This window comes from Actinophytocola sp., from assembly GCF_045807065.1.
Classification (GTDB): Bacteria; Actinomycetota; Actinomycetes; order Mycobacteriales; family Pseudonocardiaceae; genus Actinophytocola.
Genome location: NZ_JBJMIE010000361.1, coordinates 11,508 through 38,390, shown reverse-complemented (window position 1 = coordinate 38,390; position 26,883 = coordinate 11,508). Strand labels below are relative to the sequence as shown.

Below are 26,883 nucleotides of genomic sequence, written 5' to 3'. Positions count from 1 at the left end.
GGGGATGCGTTCCGGGGAAGGTGGGGGTGCGGAGAGGCGGGGCGGGGGGCCGGGGGGGTGGGGGCCGGGGGCACGGGGGGCGGGGTGGGGTGCGGGGTCCGGGGGTGGGGGGTCTGGGATGGGGGGCCGGGTTCAGGGGGCGGAGGTCCGGGAGGCGGGGGGCCGGGAGGTCCGGGGGTCCGGGGGTCCAGGAGGGTGGGGGTCCGGGGGCTGGGGTCCGGGGCTGGGAGGCTGGAGGGCGCGGGGGAATTGGGGGTGGGTGCGGGGGTTTGGGATGGATGCTGTCCTGCCCGCCTTTCCGGATTTCAGACGTACGGTGCATCTCCCCGAACGTCAAACGCAGGACACATCCCCGAACCTGCTGCCACCAACCACGCTCTCGCCGAACACGATCCAGCCCACCTCCCCGGATTCCATGCGTGAGATGTGTCCGGCGAACGTGCGGGTGTCGAGGCTGATTGTGTTGCCGCGCCAGCCAAGTACCTCTAGGTCCACACGTCGCTTTCCCGGGCCGGGACGGGTGGTTCGATGGCGTCGAGGGCTGGGGAGCCGGCGCGTGCTTGTGGTGCTGAGGTGCCGATTCGTCGGCTTTCGGAGCGGCTGCGTAGGCGCATGGCCAGTACGCGCACGCCCGCGTGTTCGTACAGGTCCGCCGCCTGCTGCCACATCAGCACCGCCTCCAGGGGTTCGCCGCTGCGGTACAGGGCGTCGCCGTGGGCGGCTGTTACCTGGGCGTGGGTGGCGAGGTCCTGTGTGCCGCGGAGGAGTTCCACGCCTCGTCGGCTGTAGGCGACGGCCTCGTCGAACCAGCGGCTTTCCCGGCCAATTGTCGACAGTGTGACGCAGATCAACGCGGCCGCCGTGAGGTCCGGGACGGTTTCGGCAATTGCCAACGCCTCCTCGCAGTACGCGAGGGCCGCGGAGGTGTCGCCGATGTCGCGGTAGGTCGCGCCCAGTTCGGCGAGGGTGGCGGCCTCCGCCGCGCGTTCGTCGACCTGCCGGGAGACGGCCCACGCCTGCCGGAGGTGTGCCAGGGCGTCCTCGACGCGGTTGGCGACGCGCAGCACCTGGGCGATGCGGTAGTGCAACCAGCACAGGCCCGCGAGGTCGCCGGCCCGCTCGGCCACCTCCAGGCCGCGGCGGAACAGGGTCAGCGCCTCGACCCGGTCGTCGCGGAGCATGGCCAGCTGTCCCAGCTGGTCGAACACGGCGACATGCCCGCACCGCAGGTCGTCGGCGGGGGCCATGCGCGCGGCGGCCGCCAGGCACCGCTGGGCCGCGTCCTGCTCACCCAGCAGCAGGTGCGCCGCGCCGAGGTCCCGCAGTGCCGCGGCCTCGGCCGCCGGCTCGCCGGCGCTGCGTGTCGCGTCGACGGCGAGTTGGCGGACCGTCCTGCACTCGACCGCGTTGCCGGCGCGTTCGAGCAGCGCCGCCACCGGGTCGGCCAGCTGCCGGACCTGGGCGTCCCGCCCCTCGTCGTAGGCCTCGCGCAGGACGGCCGTCAACGTGAACCGCTCGTGGGCGAACCACGCCAGCGCCTCGTCCGCGTCGGCGAACGGTGCCAGCTCCTCGTGCCGTGCCACGTATCCCGGGCACGCGACCCCCGCCGCCTGGCGCGCGGCAGCCACGTAGGCGTCGAACAACCGGTCCCGCGCGGCGCGGAGCTCGCCCTCGGTCTCGTCGCGTTCCAGGCAGCGTGCCGCGAACTCCGCGAGCAGGTCGTGCCGGACGAACCGGTCGAGGTCCACAGACGGCTCGAGCAGGTGGGCGGCCGACAGGCACATCAGGCTCGCGAGGGTCTCGTCCGGCGTCCGGCCGTCGCACGCGTACGCCACCTCCGCCGGGATGTCCTCGCTCGGGTGCAGCGCCAGCAACCGGAACAGCCGCCGCTCGGGCGCGGCCAGCGCCTGGTAGGCCCAGGTGAGGCAGGACTCGGCCGGCCGCGAGGCGGCACCGTCCTGGCCGGCCGCCGCGAGGATGCGCCTGCGGTCGAGCCGGGTGACCAGCTCGCCGACGTACGCGGGCGACGTGCCGGTCAGCTGCCCGGCGAGCACCGTGATCAGCAACGGCAGACCGCCGCAGAACGTGCTGACGCGGGCGGCGTCCGGGATCCGGCCGAACGCCCGCACCGACAGCAGTACGGTCGCGCTCTCCGCACTCAGCGGCCGGACCGGCACCCGCAGCACGGCCATGGACGACGGCAGCGTCAGCCGGCGGCGGCTGGTGACGACGACCAGGCAGGACGGGACCAGCGCGAGGAACGGCCGGATCTGGTCGGCGTCGGCGACGTTGTCCAGCACCACCAGGATGCGCCGGTCCGCGACCAGCACCTTCAGCAACCGCTCCCGCTGCCGCCTGCCGAGCCCCGGCTCGGGTGGCTGCCCCAGCGCGACCAGCATGTCGTCGACGACCGCGGCGACGTCGACCTGCCGGCGCGCGGTGAGCCCGCGCATGTTCACGAACACCTGGCCGTCCGGGAACCTGGCGTGTACCCGGTGGGCCCAGTGCACGGCGAGCGCGGTCTTCCCCACGCCGCCGGGGCCGTCCAGCAGTACCACCCCGGAGTCCGCCACCCGGTCCAGCCCGGTCAGCTCCGCGCGGCGCCCCACGAAGTCGGGGATGTCCTCGGGCAGCTGCCGGGGCACCAGGGTCGGTTCCGGGAGTGCCGGCACGGGGTGCGCGGCGGCGAGGGCGGCGTGGTGCCGGCTCAGCAGCTGTGCGCCGTGCTCGTCGCCGCCGTCGCGGAGGCGGTGGTAGGTCGTGAGGAAGTACCGGGTGGCCTCGGTGAACCGGCGCCGGTGGTAGAGGGCGGTGAGCCGCAGCTCCGCGAGGCCGACGTCGTCCGGGAAGTCGGCCCGCAGCTCGTCGAGGTCGCCGAGCGCCTTCTCGTGCCAGCCGAGGTCGAGCAGCGCCCGCACGCGGAGGAGGTGCGCGGCGAGCCAGTCCTCGCGCATCACCCGCTCGCGCCAGACCTTGGCGGGCTCGGTGGTGAGGTCGGCCAGCGGGAGCCCGCGCCACAGCCAGAGCGCCGCCTCGATCAGCTCGACCACCTGGGCGGGGTCACGGGCGTCCCGTGCCTGGTCGACGCGCCGCCGGAACTGCTGGAGGTCGACGAGCGACGGGTCGACGTCCAGCCGGTAACCGCCGTCCTCGGCCACCAGCCGCGGCCCGAACGGCAGCCGCGCCAGGGTGCGTCGGATGCGTGCGACGTACGTGTCGAAAGTCGGGTCGGGAGACAGCGGCGCCGGCTTGTCCCTCGGCCATACCCACCGCACCAGCGTGTCGGTCGACACGGTCTCGTTCGCGTGCACGAGAAGTGTCGCGAGCACGGCCCGCTCGCGCGGCTTACCCCACTCCTCGTCCGGTCCGCCACCCACCAGCAACGCGGTCTTACCCAGAATTCCGAGTATTGCGTCCATCCAGCTTCACCCCAGCTTTCACCCCTATCAAAGCTGGCACCGAGTGGCAGCTATCGCGTCGAATGTTACTTATCAACAAAGATCAGAGAAGTCGTGTGACACAATTGTTGTACGAGCGGTGATTGCCGTCGCCCGGTAAGTTTCACTACCAATCCCATACCCGCCGATAGCGATCCGCGTTATCGCCCTCCATGCACGTGCAGATGCACGTGCATATGTGCTCCGACCTGCTTGAACGCTCGGGATGTGGCCCATCCGACAGCACGCAAGGTCGGACCTACGCGGGTGCGACACGACCGGCTCGGCAAGCATCCACGGCAGCCACTGGTCAGACCTACGACTTTGGCCGGCAATTGCCAGGTCACGCGCCTCCTCCGCGTCCGGAGATCGGGCGAGGTCCGACATCGCCCATTGTCCAGGTTGGACGATTCCCCCAGGGTGGCCGCGAGGTGTGAATCATGTGAAGATTGATCTTGATCCTTGACAGGCGAGCGCGAGGCAGGCTATGCGGGAAGGTCGGTGGTGGCGCCAGGAACTCCGCGGACCCGGGGATCACGGGATCGACAGAGCGAAACAACCGCCTGAAATTTACGACCACCCATTACTCACCCCTATTCGACAGTTTTTCCCTCGCCCATATTCATCGGAATCCGCCGCGTGCTCGGCGTGCCGCGACCGAGCCCCGTACGGCACCCGGAGAAGGCCAGGCTCCGCGTCCCCTGCCCGTCGAGGTCGACCCCGCGAGCGGTTCCGCACCAGCAACCACAGGTAGTACGTGCTGTGGAGAAGGAGCCGACTCCAGGGCCCAGCGGGTAGGTCGTCCTCCCCGGGGGTCCGGCAGCCGGCCACCGTTTTCCGAATTACACTTTCGCCCGGTCAGAAATGTTCAACGCGGCCTCCACATGCGACTCGCCGGTAAGCGCGAACGGGATACCCGACGGACCGGACCATCCGGTCATCCGGTCACCGAGCAGGCCGTAGACAAATACGGATGCGAGTACTAGGCTCACAGGTCCCCTTTGTCCACTGTGGACCAGTGCGACCGATACACAGAGGACCACTCCCAGTAGGCGCCTTCGCCGACCTTCACCTGGTTGCCGTATGGACGCGAGCGCACGTCCGCCGAGAGATGTGATGGACTCTCTTGGAACGGCAGAGGCGGTGGTGACGAGTGCACGTAGCGCTGTGTCGTCGCGCGACGACATCCTCGCCAACCGACACGACGCGATCTACTGGGACACGGGGTCCCGGGGGACGGGAGGTGGCATGACTAGCCTGGCCGAGTTGGCGCGACCGTCCGGTGGCCTGGCCATGGTGGCGATGGACCAGCGGGAGAGCCTGCGCACGATGCTGGCCGCGCACTCACCGGCACCGGTGCCCGACAGCGACCTGACGAAGTTCAAGCTCGCCGTCGCCGCCGAGCTCGGCGCCTACGCGAGCGGGTTCCTGATCGATCGCACCTACGGGTTCGACCAGGTGCTCGCCGAACGGCTGCTGCCGCCCTCGTGCGGGCTCATCCTCGCCGCCGACCGGCTGCGGCACCCACCGGAAGGCGGTCCCGTCGTCGAGACCTCGCTCGACGAGGAGATCAACCCGGCCCACGTGCGCGAGCGCGGGGTGGCGGCCATGAAGCTCCTGCTCGTGTGGCGACCGGACGAGCACCGGGAGGCCCGGCTCGCCATGGCCGCCGAGTTCGTCCGGCGCTGTGAGTCGGCCGGGCTGCTGTCCATCCTCGAGGGCGTGGTGCGCCCGGGGTCGGACGTCGACTTCGACAAGCTGCAGGTCGAGGCGGCGGCGGAGCTGGGCGCGCTGCGGCCGTCGCTGTACAAGGCGCAGGTGCCCCGGCGCGGGATCGACGAGGTCCAGGTCGGGCGCGTGTCCGAGCGGATCTCCGCCACCGTGCCGGTGCCGTGGGTGGTGCTGTCCCAGGGCGTGCCGATCGACGCGTTCCCGCGCGCCGTGCGGGCCGCGTGCCACGCGGGGGCGTCCGGGTTCCTCGCCGGGCGCGCCATCTGGAGCGACACGCTCGCCGACCCGACGCCGCTGCTGCGGTCCCGCGCGGTGGACCGGTTGAAGCGGCTGGCCGAGTTGGTGGACAGTTCCGCGAGACCCTGGCAGGAAGCGGCCGCGTAGGCGAAGCTTGCGTAGCGAACTACCGCGCGCGGAACTACCGAGCGAACCCTGCTCGGAGCCTGCGAGGAGGGGTGTGAGGGGGTCGTGAGTGAACTAGCGCCCCGGCGGGTCACCATCGGTGACGTGGCGCGGGCGGCGGGGGTGTCCCCCTCGACGGCGTCGCGGGCGCTGACCGGGCAGGGCTACGCGGCGCAGTCGGTGAAGGTGCGGGTGCTCGCGGCCGCCGACCAGCTGGGGTACGTGCCGGACGAGTTCGCCCGCAGCCTCAAGCGGCGGACCAGCCGGCTGGTCGGGGTGCTGATCTCCGACCTGCGCAACCAGTTCTACGCCGACCTGGCCGCCGGCATCGAGCAGGTGCTGACCGCGGCCGGCTACCAGATGGTGCTGGTCAACGACGACGGCGACACCGGCCGCGAGCTGGCGAGGGCGCGCACCCTGCTCGCCATGCGCGTCCCCGGCGCGATCATCACGCCCGTCACCGCGGAGGCCAGCACCCTGCTGACCGCGCAGGGCGTGCACGTCGTCGAGGTCGACCGCCAGACGGCCGAGAGCCGCTGCGACGCGGTCCTCGTCGACTCCGAGCAGGGCGCCCGCGTGGCCACCGAGCACCTGCTCTCGCTCGGACACCGCAGGATCGCGTTCCTGATCGACGAGCTGGAGTGGACGACCGGCCGCGGCCGCCTGGCCGGCTACCGGGCCGCGCTGCGGGCGGCGAAGGTCCGGTTCGACCCGAAACTCGTTGCCCGCGTGGGCTTCGGCCCCGGCGACGCGGCCGCGGCACTGGCGGAGCTGCTGGACGGCCAACCGGACGTGACGGCCGTGTTCGCCGCCAACAACCTCATGGCCTCGGGCGTCTGGCAGGAGCTGCGACGCCGGAAGCTGCGGGTACCGAGGGACATCTCACTCGTCGCGTTCGACGACCTGCCGTGGATGACCATGGTGCAGCCCGCGGTGTCGGCCGTGTCGCAGCCGGTGGTGGCACTCGGCGCCCGGGCCGCGGAGCTGCTGCTGGCCCGCCTCTCCGGCGAACTGACCGGGCCACCGCGCCAGGAGTGGCTGGCACCGACCTTCGAGCCCCGAGGATCGACCCGCCGGCTCTAGAGTGCCAGTACCGCGCCCTCCTCGGCCAACCTCGCCTGCAGGGCCGGCACGTCCACCCGTTGCACCACGACGTCCCTCGCCAGCGCCTCCACGGCCGCCAGGCCGGCGGCGTGGCCCAGCATCTCGTACTGGGGCTCCATGCGCACCGAGCTGAACGCGAGGTGCGACGCGCTCACGCACACCGGTACGAGCAGGTTCCGGCACTCGCGGACCCGGGGCACCAGGCACCGGTACGGGATCTGGTACGGCGGCACCGGCGCGGACAGGTAGCCCTCGTTGTAGACCGACGGGATCGGGTCCGGGTGCTCGTACACCCACCGCCACGTGCGGCGGACCTCGCGGATGTCCATGTGGTACGAGCCCATCGCCACCGTGTCGTACTGGGCCGCGCGGGTCAGGTCGTGTTGGGTCAGCACGTACTCGCCCACCATGCGGCGCGCCTCGCGCACGTACAGCTGGTGCGGCAGGCCGCCGCCGAACTCGTCGTGGGCGAAACCCCACTCCGACAGCGCCTTGCGCACGGCCGGCGGGCCCTCGGCCGACATGAAGTACAGGAAGTCCTGTGTGTACTCCTGGTGCCGGCGCACGATCTCCGCGCGCCGCGGCGGGTCCCCGTCGGCGTAGCCCTGCTGCGAGCCGTCCAGCAGGTTCAGCGACAGCGGGCCGATCGAGTTGCCGTCGCACTTGCCGTTCGGCAGGTTCGGCACCAGGCCGAGGAACTCACCCGGCTCCGGCACCATCGCGAAGTACCGCCTGGCCAGTTCCCACTCCTCGTCGTGGAAACCGTCGCGGCGCTCGAACGGCAGCCGCGACGGGCCACTGGACAGGCACACGCGGTAGCCGTAGGCCATCACCCGGCCGTCGCCCTCGCCGACCGGGACCTCCGCGCCCGGGTCCAGCAGCGGCAGCAGGGAACCGTCGGCCGCGAACGGGTTGAGGTACGGCATGAACTGGTGCTTGCCCGGCGCCGGTTCCGTGCGGCCGGCCAGTGGCTCGCCGTGCAGGGCACGGCTTTCCCGGCCGACGCGGTAACTCACGCCGGCGGCGGCGAGCAGGTCGCCCTCGTAGGAGGCGTCGACGTACACGCCGGCGCGGTACGGCCCGACGGCGTCGATCCTGCGGTCCACGATGGACACCGAGGGCATGGCGGGGTCGAAGACCACCTCCACGCCCGCGCGGGACAGCCACGAGGTGAGGATCGCCTCCGCGACCCGGGGTTCCGGCCCGGCGTACGACGAACTGCCGTAGTGCGCGGCCACCTCGGCGCGGAACTCCGCCGCCAGGCCGCCGACCACCCTGGGGTCGCCGATGTCGGTGTAGCCGAGGCCGCCGGACACCATGCCGCCCACGTGGCGGCTCGGCGCCAGCAACGTCACCTGGACGCCGTGGCGGGCGGCGGCGACCGCGGCGCACACGCCGGCCGCCGTCGCGCCGTACACGACCAGCTCAGGCACGCGCCTCCACTCCGGGTTCCACGGCCGATGCCGCCGGTGACGCGGGCGGCTCGGACCTCGGGTCCGCCGCCTGCTCCGGCCACGCCGACCACTCGACGAGGTCCGTCTCCCTGATGGGCTCGGCCGGGTCGCGGGGCACCAGGAAGGTCTTGATCTCCGCGGGACCGAACGTCGCCGTCACCGCCCGCCCGAGCACCTCGATCGTCGCCTCGCACGCCCGGCCGGCGGACTCGTAGGCACGCACCACCAACGCGTCCGGCCCGTCCTCCGCCATCTTCAGCACCGTGGGCACCACGCTGCCGGCCGACACCGCCATGAACGACAGGGCCTGGGGCAGGTCGCCCTCGTGGTAGGACTCCAGCAGCGGGAACGCCGGCTGGTTCAGCTCCGCCGCCAGCCGCACGACCGACGCCGACCGCCAGTCGCCGGCGTGCGGCACGAGGCGGTAGGTGAACTCCTGGCGGCCCTGGTCCTGGAACGTGTACAGCTCGCCGTCCAGTTCGTCGTCGTCCAGCTCCTTCGGCTCGTGCCACGCGTAGACCGGGCTGCGCACCGCGGTGACCCCGATGTCGCCGTCGCGGACGTCGTGCCCGTACTTGCCGTCGTTGAGCACGGCCAGCCCGCCCCGGCGGCCGTCCGGCAGGGTCCCGGACACGTCGACCCACGCCTGCGCCGCCTCCTCGCTGCCGTTCGCGGGCCGGGACAGGTGCCCGTACGGGATCTCGAACGTCGCGGTCACCTCGGACAGCGTGGTCGGGAACCGGAGCTTCAGCAGCTTCCGCCGCTCGTGCCAGTCCAGCGTCACGCGCACCTCGACGTGCCGGTCCCGCGCGCCCAGCACGTACTCCTCGACGAGCGTGGACGAGCCGTACGCGCTGACCACCCGCACGACCGAGCGCACCGGTCCGTGCTCGACGAGCCGCACCGACCTCGGTTCGAACGCGCCGGCGGCGTTGTCGTAGGACCGCACCCGGTGGCCCCAGGTGTCCGACCGGTCGTCGACCACCACCGCGTGGGCGCCGCCGGCGACGAGGTCCGTGCCGGAGACCCTGTCCCGCAGCGCGCGCAGCCATCCCGTGGCCGGATCGAGTTCCAGGGAGACGAACTCGTTCTCCAGGCACGTGTCCGTCGCGGTCACGGCCGGCGCGGCCGCCGTGCCGCTGGCCGGGTAGATCCGGTAGGTCCGGTACCCCAGCGGCGGCACCTCGACGGCGAGCGCGAGCCGGCGCCGCCACCCGTCGACCATGGCCTTCGAGCGCGTGCGTTGCACGGCAACGGGTTCGCCCCGGTCGTCGACCACGCGCGCCGCGTACGCCGGGAACCCGCCGAACTCGAACTCCACGTCCGCGACGAGCGGCCACGGGTGCGGGTTGAACACGACCACCGGGTACATGTCCGGCTCCTGGGCGATGCCGATCCGGCGCGCAAGCGTTTGCACGGAACGGTTGAACGCGGCGCCGGCCAGGGACACCGCGTGCCCGAACTGGTCCCGGCTGTCCTCGTAGGCCGGTTCGATGGCCGCGCCGCCGAGCGTGTCGTGGAACTGGTTGAACAGCACCAGCTTCCACGCCTCGGTCAGCTCGTGGGCCGGGTAGGCGATCCCGCCGACCTCCGCCGCCACCGACGCCCACTTCTCCGCCCTGGCGAGCAGGTTCTCCGCACGCCGGTTCCACCGCTTGACGCCGGAGTGCGCCGAGTAGCAGCCGACGGCGTGGTGTTGCAGCTCCCCCGCGTGCACCGGGATGTCCGCGCCCGCGGACAGGAGCCGGTCGAAGAAGTCCCGAGTCGAGCCACACCGCAGGCGAGGCAGACCACCGGTCGCGTCGAGGCGGCGGATGCTGTCCAGGTTCGCGCGGGTGGGGCCGCCACCGTGGTTGCCGACGCCGTAGAACACCATCAGCTCCGGCGCGTCCGCGGGCAGCTGCGCGAGCGACTTGTCGATCTGGTACCCGAGGTCGGTCCCGGAGCTGCAGTACTCGTGGGGGATGCGGTAGGCGAGCACCCGCGTGCCATCCGGCGACTCCCACCAGAAGTACGGTCCCGGCAACGCCATCTCGTGCGGTCCCGGCCGCATGAACACGTAGGAGTCCATCCCGGACTTCCGCAGGATCTGCGGCAGCGAGGCGTTGTGGCCGAACGGGTCGACGTTGCACCCGACGGTCGCGGTGACGCCGAACTTCTCCCGCAGGTACCGCTGCGAGTACAGCGCCTGCCGCACGAACGACTCGCCTGCGGGCAGGTTGCAGTCCGGCTCGATCCACCACCCGCCGACCTGCTGCCAGCGCCCGTCCGCGATCCGCTCACCGATCGCCGCGAACAGGTCCGGGTCGTGCTCCTCCACCCAGGCCAGGTACAGCACCGAGTCGCACGTGAACACGAACTCGGGGTACTCCGCCATCCGCGCGATGGCGGAGGCGAACGTGGCCCGGACCTCCTGGTAGCCCTCCGGCCACTGCCACAACCACACCGGGTCGATGTGCGCGTTGCCGATCATGTGGAGCAGGCGGTCTTCCGAAGCCATGTGGTGTTAGCCCTCCCCGGCGGCCCATGCGTCGACCCGCTCGCTGAGCAGGTGCAGGAGCAGTAGGTGCATTTCCTGGATCCGTGCGGTCTGCGCCGAGTCCACCACCAGCGCGTGGTCGGCGTGCTCGGCGGCCGGACTGGTCGCCGAGCAACCGCCGAAGAACACCGTGACCGCGCCCATCTCCCGCGCCGTGCGCAGGCCGCGCACGACGTTCTCCGACCGCCCGCTGGTCGAGAACGCGATCACCATGTCACCCGGCCGGACGAAGCCGGTGACCTGGCGCGCGAACACGTCCTCGTAGCTGAAGTCGTTGGCCACGCAGGTGAGCACCGACGGGTCGACGGTGAGCGCCAACGCCGGCAGCGGGCGACGGGTGCGCTGGTAGCGGCCGATCAGCTCGGCCGCGAGGTGCTGCGCGTCGGCCGCGCTGCCGCCGTTGCCGAACGTGAACAGCCGCCCGTCCCGCTCGTAGGTGCGGATGAGCAGGTCGGCGACCGCCGACAGCTCGGGCAGCAGCTCCTCGACCCGCCGCGCGAGGCCGACGTGGTCCGCGAGCTGCTCCACCAGGTTCTCAGCGCTCACCGGCGTCCTCCCGCAAGAAGCGGCGCATCGCGACCGCCGCCGCGCCGACGACCCCGACGTGGTCGCCGAGCGCGGCCCGCTCGACCCGGACGGCCTTCCCGCCCGGGGTCATGGCCGAGGCCCGCACGGCCGCCCGCACCGGCGCGGTCAACGCGTCGTCCCCGGCACGGGTGACCCCGCCGCCGAGCACGACCAGCTCCGGCTCCACCACGTTCACGATCGAGGTGAGCCCGCAGGCCAGCGCGTCGACGGTCTCCCGCCACACCCGCGCCGCGACCGCGTCACCGGCCGTCGCGTGCGCCACGACGTCCGCCGCGGTCAGGGCCGCCACGGTGGACAACGAGCTGGTCGCGTCGACCGCTTCCCTGGCCCGCTCGGCGATGGAGGTGCCGGACACGTACGCCTCGAGGCAACCGCGGCCGCCGCAGCCCCGGCACCGCCGGCCCCGGCGCTCGACCACGACGTGCCCCAGCTCGGTGCCGTTCCCCGTGACGCCGCGGTAGACGCGGCCGTCGAGCACGGCACCGCCGCCGACGCCGGTCGACAGCGTCAGGTACACCATGTGGGTGGTGCCGACCCCGGCACCGAACCGGTGCTCCGCCTCGGCCGCGGCCGTGCCGTCGTTGTCCACCGCCGCGGGCCGGCCGAACGCGGCCGATGCCAGCTCCGCCACCGGCACGTCCCGCCAGCCGGGCAGGTGCGGTGGCGACAGCAGCACGCCGCGGTCGGCGTCGAGCGGGCCGCCGCAGCCGATGCCGACCGCCGCCACCTCCGCGCCCGCGTCGGCCACCGCCTTGCGCCCCAACGAGAACAGCCGGTCCAGCGCCCGCTCCGGACCGGCCGGCGTCGGCGCGGCGAGGAACGAGCGGACCCGCCCGGTCCCGTCGACGACCCCGGCCGCGAGCTTGGTGCCCCCGATGTCGAGCGCCAGCACGCTCGGCGACTCCGTCATCCCTTGCGTCCCTGGGTGGCGATGCCCTGGATGAAGTGCCGCTGTGCCAGGAAGAACACGATGATCATCGGCAGCGTCGTGATCACGCTGCCGGCCAGCACGAGCTCCCACTGCTGCTCACCGGCCTGCCCGAACCGGTCGGAGATGGCCTTCAGCCCACGCGGCAGGGTGAACAGCTCGACGTCGCGCAGATAGATCAGCGGCTTGAGCAGGTCCGACCAGCTCGCCTTCAGCTCGAACACGAACGTCACGATCAGCGCTGGCCGGCACAGCGGCACCGCGATCCGCCAGAACAGCCCGAAGTGCCCGACGCCGTCGATCTTGGCTGCCTCGAACAGGTCCCGGGGCAGGCCGAGGAAGAACTGGCGCAGCAGGAAGATGTAGAACGCGCTGCCGAACAGGTTCTGCGCCCACAGGGGCACCTGCGTGGTCGCGAGCCCCACGCTGTTCCAGATCAGGTAGACCGGGATCATGGTGACCGCGGTGGGCAGCATCATCGTCGACAGCACCAGCGCGAACAACGTGCCGCGGCCGGGGAACCGGTAGTAGGCGAAGCCCCACGCCACCAGCGCGCTCGACAGCGTCACGGCCACCGCGGCGGCGAGCGACACGGTCACGCTGTTGACCAGCCAGTCGAAGACCGGCGCCGCGTCCCAGATCGCCACGTAGTTGCCGAACGCCCAGTTCCTGGGCAGCAGCAGGTTGTCGAACACCTGCGAGCGCGGCTTGAGCGACGCCGTCGCCACCCACCAGTACGGGTACAGGAACAGCACCGAGGCGACGAGGAGGGCGAGCCAGAAGAACGCCCGGCGACGCCTGCGGACCGGTTGCCGCGCCCGCGGAGCGGCGACGGCGACCTGGGCCGGTGCCACGGTCGGGGTGGCCATCAGCGGTCACCCCCCTCGTAGTACACGAACTTCCGGCTGACCCTGATCTGGATCGCGGTGATGATCATGATCACGACGAACAGCAGCCACGCCAGCGCGGACGCGTAACCCATGTGCAGGAACTGGAACGCCTGCTGGAACAGGTAGACGAGGTAGAACAGCGCCGCGTCGGAGGAGTAGGTGGCGGACGCCGAGCTGCCGTAGAAGGCCGCGTACGCCTCGTCGAAGCTCTGCAGCGCGTCGATCGTGAGGATGATCAGCGTGAAGAAGAGCGCGGGGCTGATCATCGGCACGGTGATGTGCCGGAACCGCTGCCACCACGAGACGCCGTCCAGCTCCGCGGCCTCGTAGAGGTCCTGCGGCACGTTGTTGAGCGCGGCCAGGTAGATCACCACCGTGCCGCCGACCGACCACAGGCTCATCAGCGCGAGCCCCGGTTTCACCCAGTTCGGATCGGTGCTCCACTGTGGACCGTCGATGCCGAACAGGCCGAGGAACCCGTTCACCAGGCCGACCTGGCCGTTGAACAGCAGCAGGAACAGCACGCCGACCGCGACCTTCGGCGTGACCTCCGGCAGGTAGAACAGCGTGCGGAAGATCCCCGCGGAGCGCCGGCCGACGCGTGACAGCAGCGTCGCGAGCGCCAGGGCGACGATCATCTTGCCGGGCACCGTCATGGCCGTGAAGAGCATCGTGTTCACGAGGCTCTTCGCGACCTTCGGGTCACTCAGCAGCTGCTGGTAGTTCTGCCAGCCGACGCCCTTGGTCTCGCGCAGCCCGTCGTAGTTGGTGAAGGACAGCACCAGGCTGAGGATCATCGGCCCGGCCATGAAGATCACGAACCCGACGAGCCACGGGGACAGGAACCCGAGGGCGGCCCACGTGTCCCTGTCCCGCAAGCCCTTCTTCCGGCGGCGAACCCGCGTCACGGCCATTACTTCGCCGCGTTGTCGAGCGCGCTCTGTGCCTCCTGCTGGGCCTGCTTCAGCGCGTCCGACGGCGACTGCTGCCCGGACAGGACCCGGTTCACCGCGTCCTGCCAGGCGGTCAGGAACTCGTTGCCGGCCGGCGACGCGGGCATCGAGAACGCCGAGTCCTGCGCCTTCAGCACGGCCTTGACCGCCTTGTCGTACACCGGGTAGTCGTCGAGCTTGACGATGTCGCCGAAGATCTTCTTGTCCGCCTTCTCGTTGCCGGTGTAGACGCCGGTGAAGGGCTTGTTCTCGGACTTTCGCTTCTTCGCGCGGGCCTGTGCGGCGGCGATCCAGGACGACGAGTCGGTCATCGTCTTGATCCAGGTGCACGCCTGGTCCTTGTGCTTGGCGGCGGCGGGGATCGCCCACGCCGAGCCGGTGACCCAGTCGACCGGCTTGCCCTTCTCGTCGGTGAACGGCGCGATGGTGATCTTGGCGTCCGGCGAGACGTCGGCGAGGACGTTGAGGTACCAGTCCTCCATGGGGAACGCGGCCAGCTGGTCGGTGGCGAACGGGTTCTTCTCACCGAACAGGTCCAAGGAGTCGCGGAACGCCTTGAAGCTGCCCCAGCCGCCCTGGGCGTTGATGATGCCCACTGTGTACTCCAGCGCGGCGGCGATCTTCGGGTCGTCGAGGTTGGCCTTCTTGCCGTCGGCGCTGATCATCTCGACGCCGTTGGCCTTCGCCCACAGCGGCAGGAACTCCGGGATCTTCGGGTCGAACCCGATCCTGGCGAGCTTGTCGCCGTCGCGCTTGGTGAGCTGGTTGGTGACCGTGCTCAGCCCGCCGCGGTTCGACGGGTCGATCGCGTCCGGCGTCAGGCCGACGCTCTGCAGCGACGTGTCGTTGATGATGAGGACGCGGTTGTCGTAGAACTCGGGCAGGCCGTAGATCTTGCCGCCGAGCGTGACCTCCTTCAGCGCCGGGTCCCGGTACTGGTCGAGGTCGACGTTCTGCTTCGACACGCAGTCGTCGAGCGGCTCCAGCGTGCCGCGCGCGGCGTAGGTGCCCAGCTTCTGGCGGTCGATGTACACCAGGTCCGGTGGGTTGTTCGACGCCACGGCGGACAGGAACTGCTGGGCGTCGAAGGCGCTCTCGCCGATCTTCACCTTCGCCGGCGCGATGGCCTTGTCCGCGAGGTCGACCCGCGTCGTCGCGATCTCGTCACCGGTGCCGAAGCCCATGGTGGTGAGGGTGCCGCCGCTACCGCCGCCGCCACCGTCGTCGTCCCCCGAGCCGACACCACCGCAGCCGGCGAGGACGAGTGCGGCGGCCGCGGTCACGACCAGAACACGTTGGCTTCGCGTGGACATCCAGGGCTCCTCCGCGTCGAGGAATGTGGCAACGATTCCACATGGAACCGTGGCGACAAGTTAAGTCGGTCCACGCACTCAGTCAAGGGTGCGGCGGTAGTCGGTCCAGACCCGTGACACCAACGCGAGGTCGGCCGCCGTCAGCTCCTCGCCCGTGAGGTCCATGTGCGTGGTGTAGTAGAGCGCCGGGACGCCGAGTTTCGGCTGCTCAGCGAGGTAGGCACGCCACTGGGCGCGGTCCGGCAGGCACCAGCCGTCGGTGTCGACCGGCATGCCGGGCAGGGCGGCCGCGACGACCGAGGCGCGGTAGGCCATGTGCGGGACCACCGGGCCGTCCGGGTCGATCGCGTCGAGCATGCGGATGTCGTTGAGCCGCACCATGTCGGTTATATCGGCGAACGCCGGGTTCGGCGTGTGCGTCACGATCAGCGCGTCCGGCTTGATGGCCTTGGCCGTGTCGTACACCAGCTCCAGCAGCGCGTGGAGCAGGGCGGCGCCCCAGCTCGGGCCGGCGTGCCGGAGCGCGGCGCCGCTCGGGGTCCGCGCGAGGAAGTCGACCTTGAGACCGTCCGCGTCGAGGTCGCCGATCATGTGGGTGACGGCGTCCACAACGGTCTGCCGGCCCAGCTCGTGCTCGGGGTCGAGCGCGACCGGGGTGCCGTCGGGCAGCGTCACGCACGCCTGCGCCGGCGCGCCGTCGGGGTCCCACGCCTTCCACCACAGCAGCACGCGCTGGTTGTTCTCGTGGCGCCCGCGGATCCAGCCCGCGAGATCCGGCCACTTCGCCTCGTCGGGCCGGCAGGTGGCGTAGTGGGCCGCCCACTTGTCGTCGACGACCACCGTGCCGGGGACGACGTCGTGCCGGGCGAGGTGGGCCAGGAACGCGTCGTAGTTCCGCTGGGTCGACTGGTCCGGTGTGGACGCTCCGGGGCTCAGCGCGTGCTGAGCACCCCACCCGCAGAACAGCGGCTCCAGCCAGTGCCGTGGGATCTCGGTGCGGATCGCCGGTGCCAGGCCGCGCGCGCGGAGCAGGGCGGCGTGGGCGGCCAGCGCCGCCTCGGGGGTGTCGTGGCCGAACTGGATCACCACGGTCGGCGTGGTGAACTCGCCGTCGACCTCGGTGTGGCCCTCGTAGTCCAGTCTCAGGGAGAAGCCGTCGGTGCCGCCGGTGTAGTGCAGGGACGTGAAGGTCTGCGCGGCGACCGGCGCGGCGAGGCCCAGCGCGGCCCACTCGTCCGCGCGGGACACGGCGAAGCACCACGGGGCCGGGCAGAACAGCCACCGGCCGACCCCCGGCTCCGCCCCGTCGCCCACGACACCGATCACCGCCGGCTCGGCGGCCGGGCGGACGACCCGCCTCGGGTGGTCGGGGTTCGGCGAGAAGAGGCTGTCCGCCGCGGACCCGCTGGGCAGGAAGCCGCCCGGGGCCCGATGGCCGCCGAGGAGGTGCGCGGTGAGCAGGCGGCCCCGGCCGCGGACGGTGGTGCGCACCTCCAGCCGGTCGGGGTGTACCTCCAGCGTGGTGACGCGCTCGGCCCAGCGCGAGCTGGCGCAGTGCACCTCGACGCGGTTGTGGCGCTGGACCGTCCTCGGGCTGCCGAGCGTCTCGTCCGGGCCCTCGACCGTGTCCAGAGAGGACAGCAGGCGCAGCTGGAACCACAGCCGTTCGTCGCGGACGATGTCGGCCACCGCCCGCCCCTGGTGGAGGTCGACCTTCACCGCACGTCCACCAGTGCCTCGGCGTGCTGCCCGAACCTGGTCGCGCCCACCGTCAGGTCCGCGCCCAGCCGCGCCCGGCGGCAGGGCCGGTCTCCCGGCGTGACCACGAACTCGAACGTCTCCGTGGCCCGGCCCGGCACCTGGGCCGTCACCGACGCCGGGTCCGCGTGCCAGCCGTCCGGTACCACCAGCGTGATCGTCACCTGGTCCGCGTCGGCGAACGGGTTGCGCGCCTCGCAGGACATCGCGAACGGCCGGCCCGGTCCGGTGCTCACCTGGTAGGGCCGCAGCCAGGCGCCGACCCCCTCCGCATCGAAGTCCACGTCGGACAGCGGGAGCAGCTCGCGGTGGATCCTGGCCAGCTCGGCGCCCTTCTCCTCCAGCAGGTCAAGGTAGGCGTCGTCGACCCGGCGGGGCGCCCAGTGGCCGCTGATCATGAGCTCCGGTCGCAGCTTCCGGTACAGCGCGGCGCTCTTCGTGAAGTCGTCGATGCGGAACCGGTTCTTGTACTGCAGGTTCAGCACCTCGGTCCGCTCACCCGGCTGCCACGTCGTGGTCTGCTGGTCGCCGGTGGCCACAACCCGCTGACCGTCCACCTCGAACGCGATGGCCACCGCGTACAGGGTGTGGCCGGGCAACGGGTACAGCGTCAGCTCGTACTCGTGCCAGCGCACCGGCACGCCGGTCGCCAGCACGCGGTCGACGGGGATCGGGTCGTACCAGAGGCACGGGAGGTCGTAGCGGGACGGCGTGGCGAGCACGTCCGCCACCGACCCGGCCGACCAGACCTGCGTGCCCTCGACGTCACGCAGCAGGTTGAACCCGGCCACGTGGTCGTCGTGGTAGTGGGTCGGGATGGCCACCTCGACCCGGTCGACGCCGAAGTCGCGGCGCAGCGGACCGAGCGAGGGCAGCCAGGGACGCCGCGAGGACCGGTCGTCGCCGGTCGGCAGGTTGACGATCATGTCGAGGCCGAAGTCGATGAGCAGGGCGTTCCCGGACTCGGACAGCAACGCGTAGCTCGTCGCGAAGCTCGACACGTTGCGGAGCAGGTGCGGAGAAAGTCGCTCGAACGGGTGCTCCCACTGTCCGCGCGCGTTCCACGGCTCGTCGTGCCGCGAGTCGTTGTACGCACGTAGCCGCTTCTCCAGCAGGTCGAATGCCGCCTGCGGGTCGGTGATGGGGTCGCCGTGCGAGGGCAGGACGAGGTCCGGCTGCCGCGCGGACAGGTCGTACAGCGACAGCACGGTCGCCTTGACGCCCTCCAGCGCCGAGTAGGACCACTGGGTGGCGGCGAGCGACCACACCTTGCCGGGGCTGTGGATGAGGTCGCCGGTGCACGCGAGCCGCCGGCCGGCCACGTCGACCAGGTACGACACCGAGCCGGCGGTGTGCCCGGGGGTGGGGACGGTGGTGATGTCGAAGCCGCCGAACCGGCGCGTCCGGTACTCCGGCACCGTGCCCGTGACCGGCACCGGCTCGAGCAGCGAGAACCGGTCCTGGCGCAGGTCGTAGTAGTTGTAGATCGGCCGCTGCTGCCAGTGCTCCTCGACCCTGTCGAACAGGTCGCGCTCGACCGGCGGCACCCAGATCCGCGCGCCGTGCGCGACCGCTCTGCGCAGGCCCTGGACCTGGTCGCGGTGGTGGTGGGTGACGAGCACGTCGGTGACCCGGCGGGCGCCGAACTCGGCGAGGTGGTCGAGGACCGCGCCGTCCCCGAAGTCGATCAGCACCGCGTCGCCGTCCCGCACGAGCACGTACACGTTGCAGGTGTCGCGGAAGAGGTGGACACCGTCGGCAAGCCGCATGTGTGGCAACGTTGCCATCTCGGTTCGGGAGGTGTCCAGGGGTTAGCGGCCCCGCTGCCGGGTAGGCCAGTGACCTGCGAAAGGGGATGGCCATGGCAACGAAGGGCCGCCGCGTCGTGGTGACCGGCGCCAGCGGGAACGTCGGGACGAGCCTGGTGCGCGTGTTGTCGCGGGACCCGGCTGTGGACACGATCGTCGGCATCGTCCGCCGCCGTCCCGAGTGGACGGTGGACAAGCTGGAGTGGGCCACCGCGGATCTCGGCGCGGACGACAGCATCGACCACCTGCTCGCCGGCGCGGACGTCGTCGTCCACCTGGCGTGGCTGTTCCAGCCGGCTCGTGACCCGCTCACGACGTGGGAGACCAACGTGCTCGGCAGCATCCGGCTGTTCGAGGCGGTGGCGCGCGTGGGGGTGCCGGCGCTGGTGTACTCGTCCTCGGTCGGCGCCTACTCGCCGGCGCCGCAGGACGAGTTCGTGCCCGAGAGCTGGCCGACGCACGGCTGGCCGGCCGCCAGCTACACCAGGGAGAAGGCCTACCTGGAGCGGGTGCTCGACGGGTTCGAGGCCAAGCACGAGGACGTGCGGGTGGTGCGGCTGCGCCCGGCGTTCCTGTTCAAGGCGGCCTCGGCCACCGAGCAGCGGCGGCTGTTCGCCGGCCCGTTCCTGCCCGGCTCGCTGATCCGTCCCGGCCTCATCCCGGTGATACCGGACCTGCCCGGCCTCCAGGCGCAGGCCCTGCACACCGACGACGCGGCGGACGCGTTCCGCCTGGCGGCCCTGCGTGACGACGCGTCCGGCGCCTACAACCTGGCCGCGGACCCGGTCGCCGACGCGAAGCTCCTGGCGGAGCTGCTGGGCGCGCGGTTGGTGCGGCTGCCCACGTGGGCGGTGCGCGGCCCGCTGGCGGCGGCGTGGCGGCTGCGCCTCGTCCCGGCCGACCCGGACCTGTTCGACGCCGTGCTGCACATGCCGCTCATGGACTCGACCCGGGCCCGCACCGAGCTGGGCTGGACCCCCGCCCGCGACGCGAAGGCCGTCCTGTCGGAGTTCCTGACCGCGCTGCGCGAGGGCGAGGGCGGCCCGACACCCCCGTTGGCGGAGGACACGCCACCCAACCGAGCGAAAGAGCTGACATCGAGGGCCGGTAGCCGTCCCTGACCGACTAACTGGCCGATCAGGCGGGTAACCGACTGCCTCGGCACGAACGAACCGAAGGAGGTGTGTCATGAACCTGCGCCGGATCCTGGACCACCCCGGCCCGTTCGCGACCGTCCACCTGGACGCTTCGCACGACACCGAGAACGCCGACCACGAGCTGGAGCTCCGGTGGCGTACCGCCCGCGACGAGCTGGCGGCCAAGGGCGCGGACGAGAAGACACTGGCCGCGCTGGAGGAGGTGGTGCGCGAACCGGCCGTGGGCCGGGCCGGGCGAGTGCTGGTCGCGGCCGGCGGTGAGGTCCTGCTGGACCAGTGGCTCACCGACCCGCCGCCGGTGCCGACCGCCAGGTTCGGGCCGCTGCCCTACCTGCTCCCGCTGGTCGAGCTGGACGCGGGCCGGGTGCCCTACGTCGCGGCGGTCGTCAACAAGATCGGCGCCGACGTGCGCGCGGTGGACGCCGACGGGGTGGTGCGCACCGAGCACGCCACCGACGGCGAGGACTACCCGGTGCACAAGGTGCGCGGCGGCGGCTGGTCGGCACTGCACATCCAGCGCAACGTGGACCAGACCGTGCACCGCAACGCCCTCCAGGTCGCCGAGGAGCTGGCCAGGCTGGTGGACGACGTGGGGGCGCGGCTGCTGGCCGTCGGCGGGGACCCGCAGGCGGTCGCCGAGCTGCGCTCCGTGCTGTCGCGACGCTGCGAGGACATCTTCGCCGAGGTCCCGGGCCGCCGGGAGGCCGACGACGACTTCGACGGGTGGGTCAGCGACCTGGCCGCCGAGCGGGCACGGGCCGAGCAGGAGGCGCTGGTCGAGCGGTTCGCCGGCGCGGTGGCGGACGCCGACGGCCTGGCCGTGCGCGGCCTCGCCGAGGCCACCGCGGCACTGCGGGAGCACAACGCGGAGGCGGTCGTGCTCGGTGACGTGGCCGACGCGACGGTCTGGGTCGGCGCCGAACCGATGACGGTCGCCCTGACCGAGGACGAGCTGCGGGCCACCGGCGTCGAGCAGGCGACCGAGGTCCGCGCCGACGAGGCACTGCCGGCGTTCGGCGTCCTGGTCGGCGCCGAGGTGGTGAGCACCCGCGGTCTCCCGGTCGAGGACGGCGTGGGCGTGCTGCTCCGCCACGCGTAGCGACGGCCGCGCATCGGCGGGGTTTTCGGTGAAGGCGCCCTTCGGCACCCCGGCGCGCGGACGGCGCCCTTCACCGCACCTCGCCCGTCACCGCACCTGGCCCGTCATCGCACCTCGTCGCCGTAGCGGGCGAGCACCCTGGCGCGCAGCTCGGGGTCGGAGCGCGGGACGGGTTCCAGGAAGATCTCGTCCAGGTCGGAGTAGTGGTCACGCAGCTCACCCGAGATGCGCACGCACGCCAGCTCCAGGTCCGTGGACGTCAGGTTCTCCACGAAGTCCAGGCGCGCGCAGAGCAGGACCTGGTCGGTGCCGGTGACCATGGTGAGCAGGTCGACCACGACCTCCACCTCCGGCGCCGACCGGAGCAGCTCGCGTGCGCCGCGCACCAGGGCCGGGTCCGCCTGGCGACCGATGAGCAGGCCCAGGTTGGTCCGGCCGAGCAGGTAGGCGACCCCGGCCAGCAGCACGCCGATCAGCACCGAGGCGAGGCCGTCCCAGAACGCCGACCCGGTGGCGTCGTGCAGTGCGATACCGCTGAACGCCAGCAGGATGCCCACGAGCGCGGCGCTGTCCTCGAAGAACACCGTCTTGACCGTCGGGTCGTCGATCAGCTGCAGGTACCGCGGCACGGCCCGGCCTACCTCGGCGGCGTCGGCCCGCACCTGCCTGACCGCCCGTACCCACGAGATCCCCTCGAGCACGAACGCGAGCGCGAGCACGATGTACCCGATGAGCGGCCTGGTCTGCTCCGCGGACTCGCCGAAGATCGTCCTGAAGCCCTCGTAGAAGGCGAACACCGCACCCGACACGAAGATCGACACGGCCGCGATCAGCGACCAGAAGTACCGCTCCTTGCCGTACCCGAACGGGTGCCTGCGGTCCGCGGGCCGGCTCGACCGGCGCAACGCGGTCAGCAGGAAGACCTCGGTGAACGTGTCGGCCACCGAGTGCGCGGCCTCCGCGAGCATCGCGGCCGATCCGGTGATCAGGCCGGCGATCATCTTCAGCACCGCGATCGCGAAGTTCGCCCCCAGGGCCACCAGCACGGTGAGCGTGCTCTCGGACTTCTCTTCCGCCACTAGTCCGCCTCCCCGGAGTTTTCATGCCTGGGTCGCGTCCCGATGAAGGTGACGGTACCCAGGTGAGTTGTGGCTGAGTGCCGTCACGTTCCCCTGAGGTAACCGTTGTCAGGCGAAGACCACGCACAAAGATCCACGGATAGACCCTAACGCGGCGGCACGGCGTCAGCGCGACAGAAGACGACCGCCGCCGCTATGACACGAGAGTGAACCAGGACATACTTCTCCGCACGAATGCCGCGGGACCGAGATGGGAGCATCGGCAGGTGGAACAGAACTGGGCGGGCAATGTCGCTTACCAGGCAAGGGAGGTGGCCCGCCCACGCACGGTCGAGGCACTGCGCGCGCTGGTCGCCGAGCGGTCGCGGGTGCGCGCGCTGGGGTCGCGGCACTCGTTCAGCCAGGTGGCCGACGGGCCGGGCACGCTGGTCTCGCTGGAGGAGCTGCCCGACGAGATCACGGTCAGCGGCGAGCAGGTGAGCGTGCCCGCGGCGACCCGCTACGGGGTCCTTGCGGAGTTCCTGCAGGAGCGCGGGCTGGCGCTGGCGAACATGGCGTCCCTGCCGCACATCTCGGTGGCCGGCGCGATCGCGACGGGCACACACGGCTCGGGCGACACGCTCGGCAGCCTGTCGACCGCGGTGACGGGTCTGGAGCTGGTCACGGCGTCGGGCGGCCTGCGCCGGCTGTGGCGCGGCGACCCGGAGTTCGCGGGCAGCGTCGTGGCGCTGGGCGCGCTGGGGGTCGTGACGCGGGTGACGCTCTCCGTGCGGCCGAGCTACGAGGTGCGGCAGCAGGTGTACGTCGACGTGCCGTGGGCCGAGTTGGTCGGGGACCTGTGGTCGGTGTTCGCCAGCGGCTACAGCGTGAGCGTGTTCACCGACTGGGCGGGCCCGGCGCAGGTGTGGGTCAAGTCGCTGGACGCGGTCACGCTGCCGTTCGAGCCCGCGGACGGCCCGGTGCACATGCTGGCCGGCGAGTCGGTGGCGGCGGTGACCGAGCAGGGTGGCGTACCGGGCCCGTGGTTGGACCGCCTGCCGCACTTCCGCCTGGGCCACAAGCCGAGCGCGGGCGCCGAGCTGCAGAGCGAGTACCTGCTGCCCCGCGAGTCGGCGACCGAGGCGCTGACCCGCCTGCGCGCGATGTCGCCGCGCATCACGCCGCTGCTGCAGATCACCGAGCTGCGTACGGTCGCGGCCGACAGCCTGTGGCTGAGCCCGGCCTACGGCCGCGACGTGCTCGGGGTGCACTTCACCTGGAAGCTGGACGTGCCGGGCGTGACCGCACTGCTGCCGGCGGTCGAGGAGGCCCTGCTGCCCCTGGGCGCGCGACCGCACTGGGGCAAGGTCTTCCACACCACCCGCGTCGCCCCCCTCTACCCGCGGTGGACCCACTTCCAGGAACTGCGCGCCCACCACGACCCGGACGGCAAGTTCACGAACCCGCTCCTGGACCACCTGACCACCGCACCCTGAACGACGCATCAGGAGCGGTCATCGGGTGATCACGGTGCGTGTGCGGTACCCCCGAACGGAGGACGACCAGTAAGGGGGACTTCTAGCGCGGACCGCCGGGGCCGAGCGGGTCGGGCTCCGAGGGCGGTCGGGGGTCCGGACCCGGCGGCAGGGGTGGCTGCGGCGGGTCGGTCGGGACCGGTCCGGGCGTCGGGTTGGTCGGGTCCGGAATCGGCTGCGGCGACGGTGTTGTCGGCTGGGTCATCAGCCAAGGATGCCCAGGTCACGGTATGGCTAAACAAGCAACGCGGGGGTAGCCACAACGTCAAATGACGAAAGCCCGAGGAGGGAATTGCCATGACTGTCGCCAGTCGCCGCCTGGCGCGCCACTGCCGAGAACTGTTCACCGAGCACCGAGGCTTACTACCCTGCCCAGCCGAGCCTGCCGAGGACGCTACCGTCAAGGACACAGAATCGGCGGCAGAGGCGCAACTGGAGAAAGTTGACGCGACGAAATAACACTCCGTTCCCCCGTCCGAGGGACGACAATCGTCCTATGGCATCCACCCGGGTGGTTCTCGTCGAGGACCACGACATGGTCGCCGAAGCGATGGCGCTCGCGATGCAACGGGCGGACGACATCGAGATCGTCGCCCGCGCGCGGTCCATCGCCACCGCGCTGACCGAGGTTCGCAAGTACTCGCCCGACGTCGTGCTGCTGGACCGCAGACTTCCCGATGGCGACGCCATCGACGCGATCGGGGCGCTGAGCGAGCTGGGTGCCCGGGTCCTGATGCTGACGGGTGAGGCGACGTCCACGGTCGCCGCGCGGGTCGCCGAGGCCGGCGGCTCCGGCCTGGTGCTCAAGTCCGCCGGGCTGGACGAGCTGGAGGACGCGGTTCGCCGGGTGGCCGACGGCGAGGCGGTGTTCGGGGCCGAGTTCCTGGCCGGCGTGCTCAGCCGGCTGACCGGCCGGACCCGCAGCGCGACCCTCACCGCCCGCGAACGCCAGACGCTGGGCCTGCTGGCGGACGGCGCGAGCACGTCGCAGGTGGCGGAGCGCCTCGGTGTGGCGGTGAACACAGCCCGTAACCACGTACAACGCGTACTGGAGAAGCTCGGTGCCCGCTCGAAGCTGGAAGCGGTCGCCATCGCACGCAGGGAAGGCCTCCTCGACTGAGGAACCCGACACGCTTCGTGCCTGGTTGACCGCCGAGACTAGTGCAGGTGCACTATCTCGTGAGCGTCATTCGCATCTCGATCTATGCGCCGGATTAACAGAAGATCGGTACGTGGAGACACGTGCACCGGCGGTAGCCGAACTACGCCTCGCCGAGCGCAACACCAGTGCGGCGGTCGCGCGGCAGTTCACGCGCTCGACCCTGGCCGCCTGGCACGGCGGCGAGAGCGAGGCGAGCGACGAGGACATCGTGCTGGTGGTGTCCGAGCTCGTCACCAACGCGCTGCTGCACGGCCACGGCACCCCCGTCGTCCGCCTGCTCGGTGCCGGCGACCGCGTCCGCGTCGAGGTGTGCGACGACAGCCCCCTGCTCCCCGTCTCCCACCGGGTCACCCCGACGAGCGGTCTCGGCCTGCGTGTGGTCGAGCAGCTCTCGTCCGCGTGGGGCGCGTCCCGACGGGACCGCGGGAAGGTGGTGTGGTGTGAACTGCCCACCGCGGCGGGAGCCACGCCCACCCGTTGACGTCGAGCGAAGCGGCACCCGACACGTGGTGAACAGTTGGGCCATGCGACCCGAGGATGGGTACCGGCTGCTGGTACAGGGCGTCCGCGACTACGCGATCTTCATGCTCGACCCCGGCGGGCGCATCACGAGCTGGAGCGCGGGTGCCGAGCAGATCAAGGGCTACCGCGAGGAGGAGATCCTCGGCAGGCACTTCTCGATCTTCTACCCACCCGAGGACGTCACCGCGGGCAAACCAGCACGCGAGCTGGAACAGGCCATCCAGAACGGCCGGGTCGAGGACGAGGGCTGGCGGGTACGCAAGGACGGCACTCGGTTCTGGGCCAACGTCGTGATCACCGCGCTGCGCGACGACACCGGCGAGCTGCGCGGCTTCGGCAAGGTCACCAGGGACATGACGGAACGTCGCGCCGCCGAGGACGCGTTGCGCCTGAGCGAGGAGCGCTTCCGCCTGCTCGTGCAGGGCGTCCGCGATTACGGCATCTTCATGCTCGACCCGCGGGGGCACGTCGTCAGCTGGAACGACGGCGCGGAACGCATCAAGGGCTACCGCGAGGAGGAGATCCTCGGCAGGCACTTCTCGATCTTCTACCCACCCGAGGACGTCACCGCGGGCAAACCGGCACGCGAGCTGGAACAGGCCATCCAGAACGGCCGGGTCGAGGACGAGGGCTGGCGGGTACGCAAGGACGGCAGCCGCTTCTGGGCCAACGTCGTGATCACGGCGGTGTTCGATGACAACGGCACGCTCCGCGGGTTCGGCAAGCTCACCAGGGACATGACCGAGCGCCGTGCCACCGAGCAGGCGCTCACCGAGCGAAGGCAGCTGCTCGGCCACCTCGTCGAGGCCCAGGAGCTGGAGCGGCGGCGGATCGCGTGGGACGTCCACGACGACTCGATCCAGGCGATGGTCGCGGTGGGCATGCGGTTGCAGCTGCTGGCGGGCCGGCTCCCGGCGGAGCACCAGGAGATGGTCGGCAAGCTGGAGGAGTCCGTCCGCGCGTCGGTCGGCCGCCTGCGCGCGCTGGTCGCGAACCTGCGCCCGACGACCATCGACCAGCACGGCCTCGTCCCGTCGCTCACCGGGTACCTGCGGGACGTGGTCGGCCCCTGGGGGCTGGAGACGGCGCTGTCCGTCGACCTGCCGAACGAGCCGCCGATGCCCGTCGCGATCACGCTCTTCCGGATCTGCCAGGAGGCGCTGACCAACGTGCACAAGCACGCCGCCGCCACTCGCGTCGACGTCACGCTGGACAGCAAGGACGGCGGCACGCTGGTGCGGATCAGCGACGACGGCGTCGGCTTCGCCGAGGACCCGGCACGCGACGACCTGTACCGGCACTTCGGGTTGCTCGAGATGCGGGAGCGGGCCGAGATCGCCGGCGGCTGGTGGTCCGTGACCAGCACGCCGGGCAACGGCACCACGGTGCAGTTCTGGCTCCCGACCGCGCCGACCCGGGAGCAGTCGTGAGTGGCCGGCGGCGCG

20 protein-coding genes are annotated in these 26,883 nt (G+C 71.5%); 8 read left to right on the top strand and 12 right to left on the bottom strand.

All coding sequences use genetic code 11. The features are described 5' to 3' along the window. Positions 1 to 485: 485 nt before the first annotated feature. Positions 486 to 3,419, bottom strand: a complete 2,934-nt coding sequence (locus ACJ73U_RS21140) for a BTAD domain-containing putative transcriptional regulator (protein WP_407779396.1) — start codon at positions 3,417 to 3,419, stop codon at positions 486 to 488. 1,266 nt (positions 3,420 to 4,685) lie between these two features. On the opposite strand from ACJ73U_RS21140, the gene ACJ73U_RS21135 reads away from it, so the two are divergent. Next, positions 4,686 to 5,552, top strand: coding sequence for a hypothetical protein (locus tag ACJ73U_RS21135; RefSeq protein ID WP_407779395.1), 867 nt, complete (start codon positions 4,686 to 4,688; stop codon positions 5,550 to 5,552). Between the two features lie 84 nt (positions 5,553 to 5,636). Continuing rightward, entirely contained in the window at positions 5,637 to 6,653 is a 1,017-nt protein-coding gene (locus ACJ73U_RS21130) for a LacI family DNA-binding transcriptional regulator (RefSeq protein ID WP_407779394.1), read from the top strand. On the opposite strand, the gene ACJ73U_RS21125 is transcribed toward ACJ73U_RS21130, so the two are convergent. The 9 genes from ACJ73U_RS21125 to ACJ73U_RS21085 all read right to left on the bottom strand — a co-directional run bounded on the left by ACJ73U_RS21125 (position 6,650) and on the right by ACJ73U_RS21085 (position 18,866). After that, on the bottom strand, positions 6,650 to 8,107 hold the full coding sequence (locus tag ACJ73U_RS21125) for an FAD-dependent oxidoreductase (protein WP_407779393.1): 1,458 nt from the start codon (positions 8,105 to 8,107) through the stop codon (positions 6,650 to 6,652). The genes ACJ73U_RS21130 and ACJ73U_RS21125 overlap by 4 nt on opposite strands. Further along, positions 8,100 to 10,628 carry an alpha-mannosidase gene (locus tag ACJ73U_RS21120; RefSeq protein WP_407779392.1) on the bottom strand — a complete coding sequence of 843 codons (2,529 nt, stop codon included), beginning with the start codon at positions 10,626 to 10,628 and terminating at the stop codon, positions 8,100 to 8,102. The genes ACJ73U_RS21125 and ACJ73U_RS21120 overlap by 8 nt, the downstream gene beginning before the upstream one ends. A gap of 6 nt (positions 10,629 to 10,634) precedes the next feature. Beyond that, positions 10,635 to 11,213, bottom strand: coding sequence for an SIS domain-containing protein (locus ACJ73U_RS21115; RefSeq protein ID WP_407779391.1), 579 nt, complete (start codon positions 11,211 to 11,213; stop codon positions 10,635 to 10,637). Beyond that, positions 11,203 to 12,165, bottom strand: a complete 963-nt coding sequence (locus ACJ73U_RS21110; protein WP_407779390.1) for an ROK family protein — start codon at positions 12,163 to 12,165, stop codon at positions 11,203 to 11,205. The genes ACJ73U_RS21115 and ACJ73U_RS21110 overlap by 11 nt, the downstream gene beginning before the upstream one ends. Then, a complete protein-coding gene (locus ACJ73U_RS21105; protein WP_407779389.1) occupies positions 12,162 to 13,052 on the bottom strand; it encodes a carbohydrate ABC transporter permease in 891 nt (296 codons plus the stop codon). The genes ACJ73U_RS21110 and ACJ73U_RS21105 overlap by 4 nt, the downstream gene beginning before the upstream one ends. Further along, the gene (locus tag ACJ73U_RS21100) at positions 13,052 to 13,981 is read right to left on the bottom strand and encodes a carbohydrate ABC transporter permease (protein ID WP_407779388.1); all 930 of its coding nucleotides are present in this window, start codon (positions 13,979 to 13,981) and stop codon (positions 13,052 to 13,054) included. The genes ACJ73U_RS21105 and ACJ73U_RS21100 overlap by 1 nt, the downstream gene beginning before the upstream one ends. Before the next feature lie 5 nt (positions 13,982 to 13,986). After that, complete coding sequence (locus ACJ73U_RS21095) at positions 13,987 to 15,339, bottom strand: extracellular solute-binding protein (RefSeq protein WP_407779387.1); 1,353 nt, start codon at positions 15,337 to 15,339, stop codon at positions 13,987 to 13,989. Positions 15,340 to 15,417: 78 nt separating this feature from the next. Then, positions 15,418 to 17,058: a hypothetical protein gene (locus tag ACJ73U_RS21090; protein ID WP_407779386.1), complete on the bottom strand. Its 1,641-nt coding sequence runs from the start codon at positions 17,056 to 17,058 to the stop codon at positions 15,418 to 15,420. After that, positions 17,055 to 18,866: an MBL fold metallo-hydrolase gene (locus ACJ73U_RS21085; protein ID WP_407779385.1), complete on the bottom strand. Its 1,812-nt coding sequence runs from the start codon at positions 18,864 to 18,866 to the stop codon at positions 17,055 to 17,057. Before ACJ73U_RS21085 ends, ACJ73U_RS21090 begins: the two co-directional genes overlap by 4 nt. Before the next feature lie 92 nt (positions 18,867 to 18,958). On the opposite strand from ACJ73U_RS21085, the gene ACJ73U_RS21080 reads away from it, so the two are divergent. Further along, the gene (locus tag ACJ73U_RS21080; protein WP_407779384.1) at positions 18,959 to 20,026 is read left to right on the top strand and encodes an NAD-dependent epimerase/dehydratase family protein; all 1,068 of its coding nucleotides are present in this window, start codon (positions 18,959 to 18,961) and stop codon (positions 20,024 to 20,026) included. Between the two features lie 67 nt (positions 20,027 to 20,093). After that, positions 20,094 to 21,161: a Vms1/Ankzf1 family peptidyl-tRNA hydrolase gene (locus ACJ73U_RS21075; RefSeq protein ID WP_407779383.1), complete on the top strand. Its 1,068-nt coding sequence runs from the start codon at positions 20,094 to 20,096 to the stop codon at positions 21,159 to 21,161. Between the two features lie 104 nt (positions 21,162 to 21,265). Here ACJ73U_RS21075 and ACJ73U_RS21070 read toward each other — a convergent pair whose 3' ends face one another. Continuing rightward, on the bottom strand, positions 21,266 to 22,240 hold the full coding sequence (locus tag ACJ73U_RS21070) for a cation diffusion facilitator family transporter (RefSeq protein ID WP_407779382.1): 975 nt from the start codon (positions 22,238 to 22,240) through the stop codon (positions 21,266 to 21,268). A 266-nt stretch (positions 22,241 to 22,506) separates the two neighbouring features. Between ACJ73U_RS21070 and ACJ73U_RS21065 the strand changes: the two genes are divergently transcribed. Beyond that, a complete protein-coding gene (locus tag ACJ73U_RS21065; protein WP_407779381.1) occupies positions 22,507 to 23,715 on the top strand; it encodes a D-arabinono-1,4-lactone oxidase in 1,209 nt (402 codons plus the stop codon). Between the two features lie 82 nt (positions 23,716 to 23,797). Here ACJ73U_RS21065 and ACJ73U_RS21060 read toward each other — a convergent pair whose 3' ends face one another. Continuing rightward, positions 23,798 to 23,959 (bottom strand): hypothetical protein, encoded by a 162-nt coding sequence (locus ACJ73U_RS21060; RefSeq protein ID WP_407779380.1) that lies wholly within the window; start codon positions 23,957 to 23,959, stop codon positions 23,798 to 23,800. 291 nt (positions 23,960 to 24,250) lie between these two features. Between ACJ73U_RS21060 and ACJ73U_RS21055 the strand changes: the two genes are divergently transcribed. From ACJ73U_RS21055 to ACJ73U_RS21045, 3 genes are all read left to right on the top strand, one after another. Further along, positions 24,251 to 24,874, top strand: a complete 624-nt coding sequence (locus tag ACJ73U_RS21055) for a response regulator (protein WP_407779379.1) — start codon at positions 24,251 to 24,253, stop codon at positions 24,872 to 24,874. Positions 24,875 to 24,986: 112 nt separating this feature from the next. Beyond that, positions 24,987 to 25,397 carry an ATP-binding protein gene (locus tag ACJ73U_RS21050; RefSeq protein ID WP_407779378.1) on the top strand — a complete coding sequence of 137 codons (411 nt, stop codon included), beginning with the start codon at positions 24,987 to 24,989 and terminating at the stop codon, positions 25,395 to 25,397. Between the two features lie 43 nt (positions 25,398 to 25,440). Continuing rightward, positions 25,441 to 26,868: a PAS domain S-box protein gene (locus ACJ73U_RS21045; protein WP_407779377.1), complete on the top strand. Its 1,428-nt coding sequence runs from the start codon at positions 25,441 to 25,443 to the stop codon at positions 26,866 to 26,868. Positions 26,869 to 26,883 lie beyond the last annotated feature (15 nt).

Excerpts from the sequence above, each read along its gene's own strand:
- ACJ73U_RS21140 (WP_407779396.1), bottom strand. The coding sequence starts at position 3,419 with ATGGACGCAATACTCGGAATTCTGGGTAAGACCGCGTTGCTGGTGGGT.
- ACJ73U_RS21135 (WP_407779395.1), top strand. The coding sequence starts at position 4,686 with ATGACTAGCCTGGCCGAGTTGGCGCGACCGTCCGGTGGCCTGGCCATG.
- ACJ73U_RS21120 (WP_407779392.1), bottom strand. The coding sequence starts at position 10,628 with ATGGCTTCGGAAGACCGCCTGCTCCACATGATCGGCAACGCGCACATC.
- ACJ73U_RS21110 (WP_407779390.1), bottom strand. The coding sequence starts at position 12,165 with ATGACGGAGTCGCCGAGCGTGCTGGCGCTCGACATCGGGGGCACCAAG.
- ACJ73U_RS21105 (WP_407779389.1), bottom strand. The coding sequence starts at position 13,052 with ATGGCCACCCCGACCGTGGCACCGGCCCAGGTCGCCGTCGCCGCTCCG.
- ACJ73U_RS21095 (WP_407779387.1), bottom strand. The coding sequence starts at position 15,339 with ATGTCCACGCGAAGCCAACGTGTTCTGGTCGTGACCGCGGCCGCCGCA.
- ACJ73U_RS21085 (WP_407779385.1), bottom strand. The coding sequence starts at position 18,866 with ATGCGGCTTGCCGACGGTGTCCACCTCTTCCGCGACACCTGCAACGTG.
- ACJ73U_RS21080 (WP_407779384.1), top strand. The coding sequence starts at position 18,959 with ATGGCAACGAAGGGCCGCCGCGTCGTGGTGACCGGCGCCAGCGGGAAC.
- ACJ73U_RS21075 (WP_407779383.1), top strand. The coding sequence starts at position 20,094 with ATGAACCTGCGCCGGATCCTGGACCACCCCGGCCCGTTCGCGACCGTC.
- ACJ73U_RS21060 (WP_407779380.1), bottom strand. The coding sequence starts at position 23,959 with ATGACCCAGCCGACAACACCGTCGCCGCAGCCGATTCCGGACCCGACC.
- ACJ73U_RS21055 (WP_407779379.1), top strand. The coding sequence starts at position 24,251 with ATGGCATCCACCCGGGTGGTTCTCGTCGAGGACCACGACATGGTCGCC.
- ACJ73U_RS21045 (WP_407779377.1), top strand. The coding sequence starts at position 25,441 with ATGCGACCCGAGGATGGGTACCGGCTGCTGGTACAGGGCGTCCGCGAC.